General features: G+C 37.3%; 13 protein-coding genes, 2 pseudogenes and 1 riboswitch. Of the genes and pseudogenes, 8 read left to right on the top strand and 7 right to left on the bottom strand.

The annotated features are described in order from the left end of the window. Positions 1 to 70 precede the first annotated feature (70 nt). The 4 genes and pseudogenes from helD to IC621_RS18385 all read right to left on the bottom strand — a co-directional run bounded on the left by helD (position 71) and on the right by IC621_RS18385 (position 5,386). On the bottom strand, positions 71 to 2,395 hold the full coding sequence (gene helD / locus IC621_RS18370) for an RNA polymerase recycling motor HelD (RefSeq protein ID WP_191160127.1): 2,325 nt from the start codon (positions 2,393 to 2,395) through the stop codon (positions 71 to 73). 442 nt (positions 2,396 to 2,837) lie between these two features. Beyond that, positions 2,838 to 3,551 carry a TerC family protein gene (locus IC621_RS18375; RefSeq protein ID WP_191160129.1) on the bottom strand — a complete coding sequence of 238 codons (714 nt, stop codon included), beginning with the start codon at positions 3,549 to 3,551 and terminating at the stop codon, positions 2,838 to 2,840. A gap of 233 nt (positions 3,552 to 3,784) precedes the next feature. Then, a riboswitch (yybP-ykoY riboswitch) is annotated at positions 3,785 to 3,879 on the bottom strand. 296 nt (positions 3,880 to 4,175) lie between these two features. Then, positions 4,176 to 4,318, bottom strand: a pseudogene (locus IC621_RS18380) (IS4 family transposase); the annotation flags it as partial. 51 nt (positions 4,319 to 4,369) lie between these two features. Further along, positions 4,370 to 5,386, bottom strand: a complete 1,017-nt coding sequence (locus tag IC621_RS18385) for a helix-turn-helix domain-containing protein (protein WP_191160131.1) — start codon at positions 5,384 to 5,386, stop codon at positions 4,370 to 4,372. A gap of 420 nt (positions 5,387 to 5,806) precedes the next feature. On the opposite strand from IC621_RS18385, the gene IC621_RS18390 reads away from it, so the two are divergent. From IC621_RS18390 to IC621_RS18425, 8 genes are all read left to right on the top strand, one after another. Further along, entirely contained in the window at positions 5,807 to 7,117 is a 1,311-nt protein-coding gene (locus tag IC621_RS18390; RefSeq protein WP_191160133.1) for an ABC transporter substrate-binding protein, read from the top strand. 93 nt (positions 7,118 to 7,210) lie between these two features. Then, a complete protein-coding gene (locus tag IC621_RS18395) occupies positions 7,211 to 8,083 on the top strand; it encodes a carbohydrate ABC transporter permease (RefSeq protein ID WP_191160179.1) in 873 nt (290 codons plus the stop codon). Next, positions 8,083 to 8,910 carry a carbohydrate ABC transporter permease gene (locus IC621_RS18400; RefSeq protein WP_191160135.1) on the top strand — a complete coding sequence of 276 codons (828 nt, stop codon included), beginning with the start codon at positions 8,083 to 8,085 and terminating at the stop codon, positions 8,908 to 8,910. The genes IC621_RS18395 and IC621_RS18400 overlap by 1 nt, the downstream gene beginning before the upstream one ends. Before the next feature lie 104 nt (positions 8,911 to 9,014). After that, positions 9,015 to 11,057, top strand: a complete 2,043-nt coding sequence (locus tag IC621_RS18405) for a beta-galactosidase (RefSeq protein ID WP_191160136.1) — start codon at positions 9,015 to 9,017, stop codon at positions 11,055 to 11,057. Between the two features lie 1,049 nt (positions 11,058 to 12,106). Then, a complete protein-coding gene (locus IC621_RS18410) occupies positions 12,107 to 14,011 on the top strand; it encodes an FtsX-like permease family protein (protein ID WP_191160138.1) in 1,905 nt (634 codons plus the stop codon). Positions 14,012 to 14,033: 22 nt separating this feature from the next. Then, positions 14,034 to 14,789, top strand: coding sequence for an ABC transporter ATP-binding protein (locus IC621_RS18415; protein ID WP_318153085.1), 756 nt, complete (start codon positions 14,034 to 14,036; stop codon positions 14,787 to 14,789). A gap of 95 nt (positions 14,790 to 14,884) precedes the next feature. Further along, positions 14,885 to 15,670, top strand: a complete 786-nt coding sequence (locus tag IC621_RS18420; RefSeq protein ID WP_191160142.1) for an MBL fold metallo-hydrolase — start codon at positions 14,885 to 14,887, stop codon at positions 15,668 to 15,670. A 318-nt stretch (positions 15,671 to 15,988) separates the two neighbouring features. Further along, positions 15,989 to 16,534 (top strand): GNAT family N-acetyltransferase, encoded by a 546-nt coding sequence (locus IC621_RS18425; RefSeq protein ID WP_191160144.1) that lies wholly within the window; start codon positions 15,989 to 15,991, stop codon positions 16,532 to 16,534. A gap of 235 nt (positions 16,535 to 16,769) precedes the next feature. Here the strand turns inward: IC621_RS18425 and IC621_RS18430 are convergent, their stop codons facing one another. From IC621_RS18430 to IC621_RS26585, 3 genes and pseudogenes are all read right to left on the bottom strand, one after another. Beyond that, a complete protein-coding gene (locus tag IC621_RS18430) occupies positions 16,770 to 17,201 on the bottom strand; it encodes a DUF4275 family protein (RefSeq protein ID WP_191160146.1) in 432 nt (143 codons plus the stop codon). An 84-nt stretch (positions 17,202 to 17,285) separates the two neighbouring features. Beyond that, positions 17,286 to 18,389 carry a plasmid pRiA4b ORF-3 family protein gene (locus tag IC621_RS18435; RefSeq protein ID WP_191160148.1) on the bottom strand — a complete coding sequence of 368 codons (1,104 nt, stop codon included), beginning with the start codon at positions 18,387 to 18,389 and terminating at the stop codon, positions 17,286 to 17,288. Between the two features lie 540 nt (positions 18,390 to 18,929). Then, positions 18,930 to 19,040, bottom strand: a pseudogene (locus tag IC621_RS26585) (GNAT family N-acetyltransferase); the annotation flags it as partial. Between the last annotated feature and the right edge of the window lie 183 nt (positions 19,041 to 19,223).

Consider the following 19,223-nt stretch of genomic DNA (forward strand, 5'->3'; position numbering starts at 1 on the left):
TCCTCTTTAAGATTTGGTTCAATTAACTAGCTTCTTTTAGTTTATCAAATGTTGCGTTTAGTTGCAGATTTTAACCATTACTTAGCGTAAAAGCATCTGATGGCACATCCCTTAACAGCGGCGTTTTTTCCGCTATGAAAAACAACTTCAAATCATGCATGGCCCTTGTACAAGCCGTATAAAACAGCTTTCGTTCAAATTCCTTACTATATATTGAGCTTGAAGCATTGTAGATAATGACCGCATCAAATTCAATTCCCTTTGCTAAATAAGCAGGAAGAATGATAATTCCTTTTGTAAATGTGTACGTTTCTTTGTCCATAAGCTGGACATCTAATTCACCTTTTAACAAATGAAATGCTTCTTTCGTTTCTTGTGCGGTTTTGCATATGATGGCAACAGTTTGATGACCGTTTGACAGTTGATCTTTAGCAGTCCCGATAATTTTCCGGTGGAGGTGATCTTGGTCAGCTGTTCGAATTAAGGATGGCTTTTCCCCATTTCTGTTAAAAGCCTCAATTGCTTCTCCACCTGCTACTAATCCTTTGGTGAATTCGACAATTTGTCTGGTTGAACGATAGCTTTTCATTAAAACCATTCTATCCTGTTTTTCTTTTTCATAGAGTTCGCTTGATAACAGGGTTGGTGCATTTATTGTATGGGCATAAATAGCTTGATTAAAATCACCTAATATCGTCATTCTTGTATTGGGAAACAACTGCTTTAAAACCGCAAATTGAAAAGGCGAATAATCCTGCGCCTCATCAATAAACAAATAACGGATTCGTGTGTTGATCTTCTGTCCTTCTATTCGATCCTGAAGATACAAAAACGGTGTTGCATCTTCATAAGGAAGTTCTTTTTGCTTCAATCTTTTTAATGTATAGCCGCATATTTCTTCCCAATTTTCAGGTGATTTTTCCCACTGCTTGACCTTTCCACTGAAAAGCTGCCGATAGATGGCTCTATGGTCAATAAATTTAAGTTTTTTTATCGCTTTTATGATCGGTCTAAAATGCTTTTTGACTATTTTCTTTGCTAACAGCCTTTGCTCCCGGTCAATATCATCAAAAGTATCCTCATCAGATCTAAGCTCCTGATAAACCTCTGTATATTCTTCCTTGTTGAGAAGTTCACTTTCTTCTAAAACCCATTCTTGCTTTCTCTCCATTTTCTCTTTTCGAGCCAACTCTTTTAAAAGCCGCTCCTTCACCAATTGTATACGGTTCGGAATAGAGATAGACATGTCTAATGAATGGAAGGTTTCTTTTATTGTTTGAGCAGAAATAAGGATTTCTCCTCGAAACGTAATATGTTTAAAAATCAATTGATCTTTTGCTAGAAAAGACACATAATCATCGATTAACTCTTTAAATTGCATACTTGCTTTATATTGGATTCCTTTTAACCTTGCCTGGTAATTTTCCTCTTTATCTGCTGTAAGAACATATTCCATTTGCTCAAAAGGATCTTCAAGCTTAAATCGTTTGCCAACTCTTTTCTCTACATACTCTTGAAAAGTGGACTGCTGCATATTATCCTCACCAAGCTCTGGAAGGACCGTTGCAACATAGCTATTAAAGAGCGGGTTAGGAGAGAACAGCATAATGTTTTCAGCTGTCAACTCATTCATATGGCGATAAAGTAAATAGGCAACACGCTGAAGGGCAGCAGACGTTTTCCCGCTCCCTGCCACGCCTTGTACAATTAAATATTTACTTTTTTCATTACGAATGATTTGATTTTGTTCCTTTTGAATGGTTGCCACGATGCTTTTCATGTTTGAATCCGCATGATTTCCAAGCACTTCTTTTAACAGCTCATCCCCGATTGTGACACCTGTATCAAACATGCTCTTCATTTGGCCGTTTCGAATGATAAACTGACGCTTTAATTCCATCTCTCCTTTAACAGTCCCTTCCATTGTTTCATATTGGGCAGGACCAGGAGAATAATCATAATACAAACTTGAGATTGGTGCTCGCCAGTCATAAATGAGAAACTCCTCTTCATTCTCATCCATTAAGGAGGCTGTTCCAAGATACACTACATCCTTTTTTGATTCATCATTTTCTAAAAAATCTACTCTTCCAAAGTAAGCAGAATCCTTTAAGCGTGATAATGTAGCAAGCTGCTTATGAATAAGCTGGTGCCCTCTTTCCCTTTCCGATAATAGCTCAGCCTGCTGCTTTACACTTGAAAGGGTCTCAATTGCTTCTTTCATATTGTCCACATTCACTTTAATATCATCCCAGAAGGTTTTCCGCAGGTGAATAACATCCTTTTTCAATCCGCCTGAATGCTGCTTTAGCTTCACTGCCTTTTTATCTATTTCATTCAACACTGCATGAAGGCGATCTGTCTCTCGCAAGAGTTCTTGATTATTATCCGCCATTACTCAAACACTCCCCGGAAAAAATAGTTGACAATTTTCTCAGTTTTATATTATAATTATAATAAGGTTAAATATATACATAAGAAATAAAAACATAAAAACTAAGTAAATCTTACCATATGGATTCGTGATTTACAATGTTTTTTAGATTATTTAATCAGGCCAGACAGATCAGATCTGTTTTGGTCTTTTTTATCGTTTTGGATCGTTAAAATTAATGAAAGGGCTAAAGTTTACTTTTATCGTCCTGCTCCAGGCGCCATCTGCCCCAAGGCCATATGCCAATCCGGCAAAGGTTAAAAAACAACCATTCTGCCGCTAATCTTTTCCTTGTCGCCAATAGACGATGGATGCCCTGTGCTTTTCGACTCCAAAAGATGGCCCAGATGACAATTAATAAAAAAGCTTCCCAGATGGGAAGCTTTTTTATTAATATCTATGTTTAGTTCGAGCCTGTCTTCTTTAACTCCCCATGTTCAGGTGAAACATCCACTACTTCTTTCTTCAAAGTTTTTGCTTTCTTATAATTTCCTAAAAGAATGACAGCAGCTATCACTAATATTTCAAAACCATATTTTATAAATCCATTTTCAAAATAAGCTTTCAGGAACGGTTCGCCTACAATCATTTTTGATGCTGTCCATGCTAAAACAGCTGCACCGATTGTAACGATGATCGGAAAACGATCAATCCATTTTAAAATAAGCGTGCTTCCCCACATAACAACTGGAACCGAAATTAATAATCCAATGATTACAAGTACAATGTTCCCGTGTGCAGCCCCTGCAACAGCTAAAACATTATCCAGACCCATTAACGCATCAGCAATAATAACTGTACGTATCGCTGCCCAGAAGCTGTCTCCTGCTTTAACATCTGTGTGGTCATTATCATCTACAAGTAATTTATAAGCAATAATAACTAATAAAAGCCCTCCCACTAGATGCAATCCTGGGACATTTAATAACCAAACAACAGCAAGTGTTGCAATGACTCGAATGATAATTGCTCCTAAGGAACCCCAAAGGATAACTTTCTTTTGCTGATGAATAGGTAAATTTCTAGCTGCAAGACCAATTAAAATTGCATTATCCCCTGCTAATACTAGGTCAATAACTATGATAGTCAATAGGGCTGTTAAAAATTCCATTTCCATCTTGTTTCCTCCAATCATAATTTAAAATTTTATATACCAAAAGAAAAGTGCAGGCGTCATGAATATTCCAGCGTAAGTAAAATCAAGCCTCCTTTGCTTTTTTGTGAGAATTAGCTGGTGATCTCAGGAGTAAGAGCTGGGCAACAGCAACCCAACTTTAACACATTAACGCTTTAATGACATTTTGAAACCACCAAAAAAAGACCTTTGCCAAAAATGGCAAAGGTCTCGCTAAGCATAAGTATGCCAACAAAGCCGGTGGATACGATCCACGTAATGACGACTTTGTTTCAGGAAATTCCTGACGCTACTCCCCTTTACAGGGTAAAACATCTAAATTCAGTTTTACTTCCACTACTTATCTTAATTAATATATACCAATCTCGCATTCTATTCAAGAAAAAATAGAATGATTTTTGTTATCCAATTACCTCCATTATATTACGATTGATCTAGTCGTGAATTATGTACCTATCTGATAGCCTAAAATGGTGGATCGATCGGTTTGATTTTGAATTTATTTTTTGATTTTAGTCTCTCACTTAATACAATTTAGGTCTATAAACCTATGGTCATACCTATACAAACAGCTGGTGGATTAAAGCGTTGATTCAATCCTTCCTAGCTTACCAGTACCCAGTGGAGGCTTCTAACCGACTGCACCATTGTATAAGTGATGTGCTAGCGATTTCCTGACTGATCCATACGCAAAGGGCAATGAGTTCGTTTGCTTGATATTTACTAGATCGCTGTACAAAGCCAACTTGTTTGGAAATATCTTGGTTTCTGAAACCATAAAATAAGGTTATTGACATTTGTCAAACTCCTGTTTTTCTGTTTCTGTATTGTTTTGGGGTTAGACCGGTGTGTTTTTTGAATACCTTGGTGAAGTAACTTTGATCGGAAAAGTTCAGTAGTGCATGTATTTCTAATAAGGAATAATTGGAGAAGGACATTAATTTTTTTGCTTCGTCAATCTTTGTCTTTTGGATGTAATCGGTGACCGGGATGCCTACTTCCTTTTTAAATAAGTTGGAGAGGTATTTTGGGTTCACCAAAACATGCTCTGCCAATTTAGCAAGTGTCAAATCTTCATAAATATGTTTAAAGATGTAATTTTGGGAATCTCTAACTATTTTGGAATATTTCATATTTCTACTCTTATCTACTCGTTGTGTAAAATCATAAATGACATGCTCAATAAAACTTTCCACATCTTTGATGTTTTGAAGTTCCTCAAGTTCTTGAATATAGATATCTCCGAGAGTATAGGCAATTTCGGGATGAAGTCCCCCAGCAATAGCCGCCCGCGTTGATAAAGTAATAGATGCTATTTTCCGATTCTTTTGGTTCCTAAGCTCGCTTGTTTTAGACAATTTTCCGAATTTAAAATCTGTGTTCTGATGATAAGCTTTCCAATATAGAAGTACCTCCTCCGTATTTCCATCGGTAATATTTTGATAGATTTGCTTTTCAAAGGCAGGATCTTGGTGAAAAGTAGCATTTTGAAGAACCTCTGCAATACTCTTATCCGACATTCCTTCTTGAAGGATCTTACCCTCATCCACAAAGTTATTTTTATTAATAATTACTTTGAAATCTAACATCTTATTATAAATAATGTAAAACAGCAGCATACTTGCATGAATAAGTTTCCAACTGCTCATCACCTTCAATGATTGTAAATACTCCGCCATGGCCTTTTGTGATTTTTTTATTCCGATCAATTCCTGTAAGGAAGCTTTTGTAGGTTGAGGAAATACCGTAGGTCCTAAAATGATATTTCCGCAAAATTGATTGTCGTCTACCATTGGGATAACAACAAAGTTTTCCAACCAAACCGTCCTGTGAATGGTAGGAATTACTTCCGCACCATCAAATTTACATAGTTTAATTAAATAGTCTTTTTTTGATGCATATAAGGGATTATGAACGCCATATAAGGAAAATTCTAGCACCAACTCCCCGTCTTTATCCAAAAAGTAAATAGGTACATTTGCAATTTCGTTCACTAGTTTGCATCCAAATGTTACATGATCCACCCGCTATTCCCTCCAAACCTATCTATCAAAAAAAGGTGCGAAAATACCATTTTTATAGAAATTTTACCATAAAGTCATCTGAAAACATTATAAGATTTGTGTTAACGATAAATATAACCTTTTTCATGGTCAATTCCAGTAAGTAAGCGTTATCATTTATCTCTTTTTAATAATTAAATCTATTTTTATAAAAATAAGGGTGGTGCTTAACAAGTGAAAAAGTCGTGGTTTATAGCAATTGTTTTCCTGATGTCTTTATTTATAGGAGCGTGCAGTAACTCATCCAATGGTGTGGAGGATCTGACCATACCGGAAAATCCTAAAGATATAAAAGGGGATATTACAGTTTGGGCATGGGCCCTAGAAGCAAACTACTTGGAAAAAGATGTCCTGCCTGAATTTAAAAAGAAATATCCTAATGTCAATGTAAAGGTAGAAAATATTGGGGTCGACCAAGTGTATCAAAAGCTTAGCGCCGGTTTGTCAAGTGGCGGGAACGGCCTGCCTGACTTAGTTCAAGTGGAAAACAACCGCATCCATTCGTTTACAAATGATTTTCCCGATGCTTTTACCAATCTAAGTGCACTTGGTTATGACAAATATGAAGATAAATTTCCAGAATCAAAAATTGATGGTCTAAAGGACAGTAAAGGCAATCTTATAGCTGCACCTCGAGACCTAGGTCCTGTGGGTGTTATTTATCGGACAGACATTTTTAAAAAAGCTGGAGTCGATCCTGCATCCATCGAAACATGGGATGACTATATTAATGCCGGTAAAAAAGTGGTCGCCCACACTGGAAAGGCTTTCGTGGGTATGTATGATGAGGGTCTATTACGGATTATGATTCAACAACAAGGAAAATATTATTTCACAACGGATGGTAAATTGGATATTACTTCAAAGGAAGCACAAAAAGCCGCTGATATTTTACAAAGAATGAAGGATGAAGGTTTAATCACTTATACCAAAAACTGGGATGGCCAAGTCGCAGCGATGAAAAATGGCGAAGTTGCAACACATCCGGGCGCTGTATGGTGGAGTGGAACGATGCTCGAACAAATGTCTGAATTATCAGGAAAATGGGGCATGTTTGAATTACCGGCTTTTGAAAAAGGCGGAGTAAGAGCATCAAATGATGGGGGGTCTGCCTTAGCCATTCCAAGTGCATCGAAAAATAAAGTAGCGGCATACGTATTTGCTGAATTTGCAACCACTGATGTTGCTTCGCAAATTAAGGGTCTCACCAATAGAGGCTTATTCCCTTCGTTGTTAGCCGCTTATGAAGAACCCATTTTCTCTGAGAATCAGACATATTTTAATAACCAACCATTTTTTAAAAAATTTGCTGAAACTGTTTCAAATATCTTACCTATTAACCATGCGCCAGCTGAATTGAAAGTCAGAACTATTATGAAAAGTGAAGCCGAGGCTTTCTTACTTGAGGATAAACCGTCCCAGCAAATGTTAAAGGATGGAGAGAAACAATCCGAACAACAATCAGGATTAGAAATTGCCAAATAGAATCGGACTTAGGACAGCCCTGGTTCCTAAAAGGAGGGATTTACAGTGCACACGAATCAAGCATTACGATCCGAGAAAAAAATACCGGTGAACATGAAGAAGAGAAAGTTTTTGATTACACCAAAAACTGCCCCATACATCTTTATCGGTCCAGCCGTACTCTTATTTGTCGCCTTTACGGTATATCCGATTATTTCCTCCTTTTTATTGAGCTTTCAAACAAAGGTTGGAGGAGTCTATACATTCTCGGGGTTTACAAACTATACGCGACTTTTTAATGATCCACTTTTTTATAAAGCATTGGGAAATACGTTTATGATTTTGTTAATACAGGTGCCAATTATGATGTTTTTAGCCGTTGTGTTAGCAGTTTTTCTGAATTCTTCCCTTTTAAAAATGAAAGGCTTTTACCGGGTAGCATTTTTTACACCGGCCGTCACTTCGCTCGTTGCCGCATCAATTATCTTTGTACTATTACTTAATAAAGACTATGGTTTGATCAACTTTTTGCTATCCCAAATGGGAATCGAGAAAATAGCCTGGTTAGAAGATTCCTTTTGGGCCATGGTATCGTTAATTGTTGTCACAACTTGGAGATGGACTGGCTATAATATGGTCATTATTTTGGCAGGATTGCAAAATATCCCAAACAGCCTATATGAAGCAGCAAGTATTGACGGAGCTGGCGCGATTAGAAAATTTTTCTATATCACGATTCCGCAGCTTAAGCCCGTTCTTCTCTTCACTTTCGTTCTTTCAACGATTGGATCCTTCCAATTGTTTGATGAACCATATAATTTAACAAAAAGCGGACCAAATAATGCGACGTTAACCATCACTTATTATCTTTATAATCAGGGATTTAGTTATTTTGATTTTGGGTACGCCTCCGCCATTGGCTATGTAATCGTCTTGTTTATTGCGGTGCTGTCATGGATTCAATTTAAAGTGGTGAGGGATGACTAATGGGAACGAATAAATGGCTTCAAAAGACTTTTTTACATGTATTTTTATTAATAGGTGTAGTTATTTCTTTGGCTCCTTTCTATTGGATGGTAGTTGGAGCAACCAACCCATCTGGAGATGTGTTAGCTTTTCCGCCTAAGTTGATTCCAGGAAATTTCTTATTTGAAAATTTTAAAAACTTGAATGATTCTATTGATATTCTTCCTGCTGTCCTTAATTCTGCAGCGATTGCTGTTATTTTCGTTGTGGTGAGCCTTTTAGTCTGTTCTGCGGCGGGATATGCTTTTGCCAAATTTAAATTTAAGGGGAACAACCTTATATTTGGGTCCTTTTTACTTGCCATGATGATTCCGTACCAAGCAACCATTATCCCTTTATTCCAGATGTTTGCTTCATTGGAATGGATAAACGCGTTTCAGGCCGTTATTTTGCCGCAAGTTTGCTATCCTTTTGCGATTTTTTTGATCAGGCAAAATATGAAAGGGATTCCGGATTCCTTATTGGAAGCGGCTAGAATAGACGGAGCCGGGGAGCTTTTCATCTTCTTTAAGATTGTGCTGCCAACGATGAGGCCGGCGTTAGCAGCTGTCGGCATATTCCTATTTACCCACCAATGGAATAACTTTATGTGGCCTTTGATTGTAATGACCACTCAAGAACACTATACATTGCCAGTTGCCTTATCTACACTTGCCGGTCTCAACTCGATCGACTACGGGCAGCTGATGTTAGGAACAGCAATCTCCGTTCTACCTGTTATGGCCGTTTTTTTAATCCTCCAAAAACACTTTGTGTCAGGGATTCTTGGGGGATCGATTAAGGAGTAGGGCTGGATTCACCGGATAAGTTGATTTTTCGGGCAGCCCGGACGGCATGGTCCATGGTCCAAGATCTATTTTTTATAAAAATTTAGTAAGGGAGTCATTTGATTATGGTAAAAAAACTACAGGAAGATATGTTAAAGTTAGGGGTCTGTTATTATCCGGAACATTGGCCTGAGGAATTATGGGAAGAAGATTTTAAACGGATGAAGGAATTGGGTTTCACTTATGTTCGTGTAGGTGAGTTTGCTTGGACGATTTTTGAACCAGAGGAAGGGACATTCTCGTTTGATTTATTTGATCGTGCAGTAGCCAAGGCCCACGAGTATGGATTAAAAGTTTTCATGGGAACACCGACTGCAACACCGCCAGCCTGGTTAACACATAAGTATCCTGAGGTACTGAATGTTTCTCAGGATGGCATTTCCTATCAACATGGGGCACGCCGTCACTATAATTACAACTCTGAAACGTATAAAAGGTTATCATCTATTATTGTCACTGAAATGGCAAAACATTATAAAGACAATCCGGCTATCGCAGGCTGGCAAATAGATAATGAATTAAATTGTGAAATCGATGCTTTTTATTCAGAAGCAGATCACACCGCATTCAGGGAATGGGCGAAAAAAAAATATAAAACTTTGGATAAATTGAACCAAACCTGGGGAACTGTGTTCTGGAACCAAACGTATACGAGTTGGGATCAAGTCTACTTAACCCGTAAAACAGTGCCAAACTCACCGAATCCTCATCATATGTTGGATGAAAAACGATTTATTTCCGATAGTGCGATTTCCTTTGCTAAATTACAAGCAGATATTTTGCGTCTTCATGCACCGAATCAGTGGGTGACGACAAACGGCATGTTTAAACATTTAGATAATCACAAAATGACAAATGAATTACTCGATTTTTATGCTTATGATTCCTATCCTAACTTTGGGCGGGTGATTGAAGATGATTCAGAAAAACCATTGCGGGATAGGAAATGGAGCTGGAATTTAAGTATCGTAAGAAGTATTTCACCAAACTTTGCTATTTTTGAACAACAATCTGGTCCTGGCGGGTGGGTAACTCGGCTGGAACAGCCTTCACCAAAACCAGGTCAACTTCGGCTTTGGACCTATCAATCGATTGCTCATGGTGCAGATATTGTTATGTATTTTAGATGGAGAACGGCAACAAAAGGGACAGAAATTTACTGGCACGGAATCAACGACTACCATAATCTCCCGAACAGGCGTGTCAATGAGGTCGAGCAGGTAAGCAAAGAAATTCATCAAATTGGTGAAAAAGTGGCAGGGTCGTCCTATAAAGCAGAGGTTGCGCTTGTTACAAGTTATGATAATGAATGGGACGGAGAATTTGATAAATGGGTTGGTCCATATGCTGCAAAAAGTAATGATTTATGGATCAAAGCCTTTCAATATAACCACGTACCGGCAGATGCTGTTTACTTAAGGAATGAAACAACTATAGATGAATTAAAGAAATATAAAGCATTAGTTTATCCACACGCAGCCATCGTAACAAAGCAACAAGCTGATTTATTTAGGGAATATGTCAATCAAGGCGGTAAGATCATCTTTGGATGTCGATCTGGATATAAGGATGAAACCGGTCAAACGTATATGAAGGCATTCCCTGGATATCTGGCTGACTTAGTAGGTGTAACCGTTGAAGAGTTTACAAGAGTGGCTCCATATGAAGAGATACCTAGAATAAACTTCAAAGGTGAAAATGAACTTGAAGCGAATGATTTTAATGAAGTTCTGCACCCACAATATGATGTAGATGTTATCAGCACGTATACCAATACGCACTTTGAAGGAAAACCTGCCTTAGTAAAACGAACCCACGGAGCTGGTACAAGCTACTACTTCGGCGGGGTGTTCAATTTAAAACTAGCTTCCTTGCTGATAGATGAATTACAACTTAATAATTATAAAGACCAATTCGATTTACCTGAAAAAATCGAGCTGGCTATCCGAAGTAAAGTAGGAAACGACTACGTGTTTCTACTAAACTATGCAGATACAACTCAAAAAATTGTAGTTAAGCGGAAGATGCGTGACGCAATAACAGGGAACATCATCAGTAACAAAGTTACCATGCAACCTTTCGACGTGCTGGTGTTAGAAGAGGACTGACCCACGCAGTTTAGTTGTAGACGCTCTGGTTCTGTTTGTGATTATGATGCAACAAACGGAAAAGACATTTCTGGAGCAATTATTGTGGAAGACCAATTTCAAACTCAACGGTTTATTTGTAGTTAGTTTCTTGTACCAAGTAGAACCTTTCTTTACAATCAATCCGAAACGGTTAACTATAAGACTACGTCGAAATGCATTTGTGAGGGTTTAGGTTTCCTCTATGTTCTAAATTTAGACCCTTACATTCGGAAGTTCGTCAGTTCCTTTAGGGTGGAACATTCTCACCTTATCTAGTTTTTCAGCCATGCGGTCTATCCGTCGGCATACCTTTCCATGGGAATGGCTTCAGCCTTCGTTCAACTGAATCCACCTGTGCTTCACACTCCATGACCTGTCAATCATGACGGGTGCAGGAGTATTAACGGGATGGTTTCAGGAAACATGGTTCTGTCATTCCCATCCTCCGTTATAAAGTTGAAGTTAATCTAGTAAACTTCCAGCTTTACACTCTGCCAAGCGCTTATAGCAAAATTTGTCGTGCGCCCTTTAACATGAACTTTTTTATGTCTCTTCTATATTATTTAGCAGAAATTAGATTTTGTTTTGCTTCTCTTACCCAGACAGATAATTGATTGTCGCAGGAGCCCCGATAATAATACTCTCCTTGTTTAGATCTATAGATTATATATGTGAAGTATCGTCTGTAAAAACAGGAAAAAAGATCCTATTAATTGAAATTTTTAGGTTCTCTGTCTTCAAAAACTGCAAAACTTAATTGAGATTGTACCAGCCATTTGTTATACAACCAGTGTTAAGTTAAGCCTTCCCTCTTACCTTCCAATTCTTTTTCCTTTTTATTACCTAAGTATTTTCAATTCTTTCAGCTGAAATTTACATTACAACAATATTCCCTACAGCCCTTTTAAAAAAATTATTATTCCCCATTGACAAAGAAAGGAAATGGTTGTAGTGTTTTATTTGCACTAGGTGTCCTACATTAATTAATACAATTAACACAAAACATATCTTATAAAGGGAGTGGAATTATGACCTTTCGTGATCTTGCGTTTCATAATGTGTTTCGAAATTTTCGGACATATGCCGCTTATTTTCTTAGCAGTGCTTTTTCGGTGATGGTGTTTTTTGTTTATGCGACATTTGCCTTCCATCCAAAATTGACTGCTGAAACATTGAAGGAAGCTTCAACAGGCATGCACTTTGCAGAAGCCATCATCTATGTGTTTACATTTTTCTTCATTTTGTACTCGATGAGTACGTTTTTAAAAACACGCAAAAAGGAATTTGGGATTTTAATTATGAATGGAATGGCTGACATGCAGCTAAAAAGACTTGTCTTCATTGAAAACATGGTCATTGGGTTTTTATCTACTTTAATCGGAATTGGAGCAGGGTTCATATTCTCACAAATTATTCTTTACTCTAGTTCCTACTTGCTTGATATGGATGAACCCCTGCCGTTTTATTTGCCAACAAATGCTGCGTTATTAACGTTTGTTGCGTTTATCGTTTTATTCCTGTTTATTTCTTTGTTTACAGCTGCGATCCTTCGAGGTAACAAGCTGATTGATTTGCTGACGGGCTCAGAAAAGCCAAAACCAGAACCAAAAGCTTCAGTTTTTCAATCCTTACTTGCCGCAATTCTTTTAATTACAGGTTATACAGTTGCTCTGCTCGTTGAAGGAATGGGCGTTGTTGCAGCTATGATTCCAGTAACAGTTGTTGTCATTATCGGAACCTATTTTCTTTTTACACAGCTTAGTGTTTGGATCATTACAAAATTAAGGAAGAATGAAAAAATTTATTTGCATAAAACCAATATTGTTACTTTTTCAGATTTGGCTTACCGAATGAAGGATAATGCCAGGATGTTTTTTATTGTCACCATCATCACAACAGTTGCATTTTCCGCGATAGGTTCATTAGTAGGGTTTCGTTCGCTTATGGTAAATGGGGCTGTGAAAAGTGATCTTTATGCATTTCATTACACTTCTTTCTCGAACAATGCAAAAGCAAATGAACATCAGCAAAAAATTGAAAATGTTTTAGAAAACAATAAAATACACTATCAACAGCTTGATGCTTCCTTTAAAAATGTCTCTGAAAAAGCCAAAAACGAAGGGGAAGGAAGCTTTTTTACAGTCATTAAACAATCGGATTACAACAAATTTGCTAAAGCAACAGGCGCAAATGAAATAACACTTAAAGGGAAAAGCGCAGCTGTCATTCCCCAATATTTTTCCTTTAACTCAGACGCAGATAGAGAGCTGTTTAAGAGAAAGGTGACTCTAAACGAAAACAATCAAGAACTGAGGATAGAAACAGTGCTTGGTCAGTCTGTCATTCCATTAAGATTGCTGCAGGGAGACGGGCTGATTGTAACAGACTCCCTTTATGAATCGATCAAAGCTGAGTCTAATCACTATTCAGCTTATGATGTTAACGATTTGGAAAAAACCGAAGAGATTGGAGAGGATTTATTAGCATCTATCCCCCTGACTGAAAATGGAGCATATGATTTTTCATCTTTAGCAGTGAAAGTGAATGAGGTCAAGCAAGGAATAAATACGATTTTATTCGTCGGCTTATTTATCGGAGTTGTTTTCTTCGTAGCCGCTGGCAGCTTCTTATACTTTAGACTCTATTCCGACCTTGAAGAAGATTCTAAAAAATATCTGGCAATCACAAAGCTTGGTATAACAGAAAAAGAGTTAAAGAGGGTCGTAACAACACAAATAGCTTTATTGTTTTTTGTACCTGTCGGAGTGGCACTTGTCCATGGTTTTGTTGCTTTAATAGCCCTAGGACATATGTTTAATACAACATTGTGGACCGAAATTGCAATGGTGCTCGGAAGCTTCTTCCTTATTCAAGTAATCTATTTTGTGTTTATTCGAATTCGATATATAAAAAATTTAAAAGAAGCACTTTAAACGAGGAGTGGTGAAAATGGCAATGTTACAAGTGAAAAATGTTTCAAAGGTATATGAAGGAAAAATATCTTATCAAGCTTTATCCGGGATAAGCCTCACGATGAATGAAGGAGATTTTGTCGGCATCATGGGTCCATCAGGAAGCGGGAAAACTACATTGCTGAACATGGTATCTACAATTGATTCACCATCATCCGGAGAAGTGCTCCTAGATGGAGAGAATCCGCATAAGCTTAGTAAGAACAAGCTTGCTTTATTTAGACGCAGGGAGCTTGGCTTTGTCTTTCAAAACTTCAACCTATTAAACACTTTAACAGTAAAAGAAAACATCGTTTTAAGTCTGACCCTGGATGGAGCAAAGGTAAAAGAAATGAATGAAAAGGCAGAAAAATTAGCAGCTACATTGGGTATCCATGCAATCTTAAACAAAAGAACCTATGAAATTTCCGGCGGGCAGGCGCAGCGGACAGCAATTGCCAGAGCAATGATTCACAATCCAAAGCTGATACTGGCAGATGAGCCAACAGGCAACCTTGACTCAAAATCTGCGAAGGATGTATTAGAAACAATGGAAGAAATTCACCGTGCCAAAAAAGCTACAATCATGATGGTGACTCACGATGCACTAGCTGCAAGCTACTGCAATCGGGTGATCTTCATTAAAGACGGTATATTATCGCAGGAGCTTCGCCGCAGTGTGAGCAAGGAAGGCTTTTATCAAGATATCCTGCGCACGTTATCCGTATTGGATCAAGGGGAGTTAGAGAAAGCTCATTAATGGTATCATTGGTACCTAGTACCTTCCTTTATAGAAATTTGCTAAAATTAAATAGAAGCTTCATAAGTATATCTAAATAAGGAAGGCGAATTAAGGTGAACCGTCTAATTTTCTATGGTACGAGCGATTCGCAAGGTGTTCCAAGAATGCTCTGTTCCTGTAATGTTTGTTTGTCTAAGAATCGAACCAATAATCGAACAAGACCGAGTGTATCCTTTAATTTAGAAGAGGTCCATTTTCAAATAGATACTTCTCCGGATTTTAAATACCAATTTAAAACCTATAACGACGACAAAGTCCCAGACTATTTATTATTTACCCACGCTCATAATGATCATCTGGCAGGATTTGGTGACTTCGCCGATTTATGTTTTCGGAGTGATAACGAATGTAAAGTGATTGCCCCGGCTGAAGTAATGGAGATTATTAAAGGCAGATATCCCTATCTCCTGAAGAGAAAAGGGCTTATTTTTAAAGCGACGAACGAATTAAACCTTAATGGAAACATTATTTCCTTCCACAAGGTAAATCATGGTTATAACGGCTATTCTTATGGAATAAAAATTAAACAAAACAATGGAAAAACATGGGCTTATGTCTCTGACGCTTTTCATGTCACTAACAAACAAAAGTCACCATTTATGGATTTGAACTTGCTCATTTTGGGAACTACTTTTTGGGAAGAAAAGAAGCAAATCGAGTTAAGATCTGTTTATGATGTACAAGAAGCCTTAAATTTAATAAGAGAACTTAACTCTCAAAGTACTATTTTTACACATTTATCTCATGATATAGACATCCCTAACCGCCAAAGTAAATTACCTGAAAATGTACGGTTTGCCTATGACGGCATGGAGGTTCACCTTCCTGTTAGTGATTAGATTAGGAAAGCCAATATTGTTGTACACCCAACTCTATACTGCTAGAATATTAATAGAATAGTAAGAAGGGAGAGTATCCATATGAAAAAGAGATCTATATTATTTTTGTCTAAAGGAATCGGATACTCGACTGCTGTTTTTTTCAAAAAACTAATCATGGGAGAAGTCTGTCTAAAATTAGATATGCTGCGGCCTTTGATTAGAACTTTTTAGTTGATAAAAAACTCCACAGGCTGCTTCCCTGTGGTTAATATACACATTTTTTCACCACAGGACTCCTGTGGTGTTTTTTTATTTATAATAAATGGAGGAATGACAATGAAAAGAATAGGCAATAACATTTTTATTCAATCACAAGAGGAATCTGATGCAGAAGCAATGCTGCATTTGGAAACTAAAAACCGCAGCTTTTTTCAAAATTATACCCCTATAAGAGAGGATGATTTTTTCACATTAGAGGGTCAATTGGAACGAATAAAGAAAAACAAGGAAGGCAGCAGGCAGGATCAGCTTTACTCGTTTGCCATTTTTCTGATTGAGACAGAAGAATTAATCGGGAGCATCTCCCTTACAGAGGTTCTCCGCGGACCTCTGCAAAGCTGCTTTATAGGCTATTACTTAGACAAGGACCATAATGGCAAGGGGTATATGACCGAGGCAGTCAGGCTTGTCGTTTCTTATGCATTCAACGAATTAAAGCTCCATCGGATTGAAGCAGGGGTCATGCCGCATAACCTTGGATCTATTCGATTATTAGAAAAAGCAGGTTTTCATAAAGAAGGAATTGCAAAGAAAAATGTAAAAATCAATGGAAAATGGCAGGATCACCAGGTGCTGGCAATTGTGAACGAGGATGACGTTTAATCTCTTTGTGAATAGAAAAGCAAAGGACTTTTACGGTGCTTTGCTTTTCGGCAAAAATATGTTTAATTCCTCTGCATATGACTTTGTCCTTCCTCTTAAAAAAAATCATGTTACTTCTATACTGTATAAAACCTTGAAATTATACTTTCTTCCAAGTGCTCTTTTAAGTGATTATAAAATCAACTTGATTATGTAAGAAAAAACTCTATGAAAAGGGAATATACCCAAAAGCCGATTATTCACTTTTACTTTTATAAAAATATGGCCCGCAAAAGCTTTCGTGTGTGCGCACATAGGTCCAAGTGAAATCCTTATCTACTATGTAGACATCTGATAAATAAATGTCATTTTCGCCTGAAAAATCATCGGCTTTTATACGTTTTGCATCATGAAGCATTAAAGCATCGTCATTATGCTGGATGAAAACATAGCATTCTTTTTTTCTTTCTTTATTAAACGCATACATTGCTTCTCCCTTTTCTAAACATGACAATTTATTGTAGCTGAATGCATGCCATAATAAAGAATCTAAATTGATTTTTATCTTTTGCGATTTACTTAACTTTTTAACGAATTTTTCTTCCCATTGTTTACGGAAGTTTATCCCTTTATTTGGTAATTCCGTTAGCATAACCTCTTTATTTATTAATGATTCCCTCAACTCCATTTATAATCCCCTTTTTTTCCTTAAAAGACCCCAGCCTCTTGCTCCACTTCCTTTTTTGGAACGAAGGATTGACTCCTTGTCCTCTCACACTCTCCGCAAACTCCTATTAATCTCCTCCTTATCAAACTCGCGATATCCCTGCCTCATTCCCCATTCCAGCATATGCTCGTAGTCTTGATGGTTTTTATCGCTGGTGATAAGAAGAAATGCTTTGTAGCCTTGTTCTCCGCCTACATCTTCTGGCGGAGCAGCTCCTTCTCCATCTATACAGATAGGATAATTAAGATCGAAATTTTCAATCACTCTTACTACCTCGATAGTATGTTGCCAGCTATCTCCAAAGTCATAATTGTATACAATCTTAGCCGGAAGATATTCGGACAGCTTTATACCTGTATCCATTTTCATTGGTACATCACCTTGGTAATGAAAAGCTTCTTCGTCGCACACCAGGTTTACAATCGGTCTATCTTGGTTGATCGCGATGACTTTGCCATCTGTGTTAATTGGATAAATATAAAAATCATACAGATGTCTATTCTTCCAGTGAAATACAATTTGTAAAATTCTATGCAATTTAGGAAAAGTAGTATTAGTTGGAACGACAATTTTCCGCCAAACTTCGCGCCTCTCTAGCATCAACTTTACCTTAAGCTCCACCGCTTCAGATTGAAAAATCGGTTGACCCGCTAACTCCTCCAAATGCTTATACTTTTCTTCCTTTGGATAAATGTAGTCATTCTTCCCTACTCCTGCTAATAAGCCATTAATCCTTAAGTTCATCTCCACTTGATTGATGCTATCGTTATCGAGTAATTTCCCAAAGTAATAAACATTTTCACATGCCTTGTTCATTCTGGCTACAGATGTTCTATCTTTTGTTTTAGAAAAGGCAATATGAGGAGAGTGTTGCAAAAACTGCTCGATCACTTCATCCTTAATACACTCCGCTTCGAATGTTTCCCGGATGGCCTGTACGATTAACTTACCTATCGTTTTCATATCCTTTGCTTTTAGGCCATGGAGGACGATTGCATATAAGTTTCGATCATTCACCAACACAACCGTCTTCTTCCGACCAACCTTTAATAAGTTGGCATGCCAAGAAAATAAGGGATCTTCTTCTATCTGAGAAACCGGGGTTACCCCAAGTTCATCTAGTAGCTTTTTGGTACATTGAATTAGCATTTATATTCGCTCCTTCCATCAGCTCGGCTGTCCTTTTTGGTAGCTTAGTTGAGCTTTTAAAGTATTAACTATTTTAACACATATCTTATCCGGACCTGTTCGTATGTCCTTTTCAACTGGAAACAAGAGATCCACCCTTCACTTCCAAAAGGCCTTCAGGCGGTAAAAAGCGATTATTGGTAAACAGGTAGAAGGGAACTGAAAAAGGAGATTTATAATGGCCATTCTCCCTTTTCACTTCCCTATATTTCCATTCAATTAAATTATATACAACTAAAACTTGAGTAAAGTAATAGGTTTATCTGCTCAGAACAAATAAAGTTGGTTACTTTCGACTGCACAAATTTTCCCGTTTTGTGGAATGCGGCTTTTTCAAAAAATAGTTATTTACCTTTAATGGATCAGTAATGATTTATCGAAAAATACGTGACAAAAAAGTTCGTTATTCAACAATTTGTCCCTTTACAACAAATAGAAAGGGCACAATTCTTGAAGATCTTAAACTCCTATTAGTTGGTTTAGATAACAAAACCTAACGAATCAATGACTTTTCTTTAAATCCTTTTTTAAGTAATAATGCTTATATTCCCTACCAACATAATCAAGACTACCAAACACTTGATAACCGTGCTTTTCATAAAAATCTACTGCATGCACTTACGAATAGTAAAGTAATTAATGATAATCCTGCAATGATCGACTTTAAACCCTTCATTTTTTGTACCCCCTTACTGTATTTTTTCATTATCTATGAAGTGATTTAACATGTAACCGCTTCTAATAAGATGTTAGTGTCTTATATTTGAAACTTATTTTCTATTTATTTGAAAATAA

Source organism: Metabacillus arenae, from assembly GCF_014773385.1.
GTDB classification, from domain to species: domain Bacteria; phylum Bacillota; class Bacilli; order Bacillales; family Bacillaceae; genus Metabacillus_D; species Metabacillus_D arenae.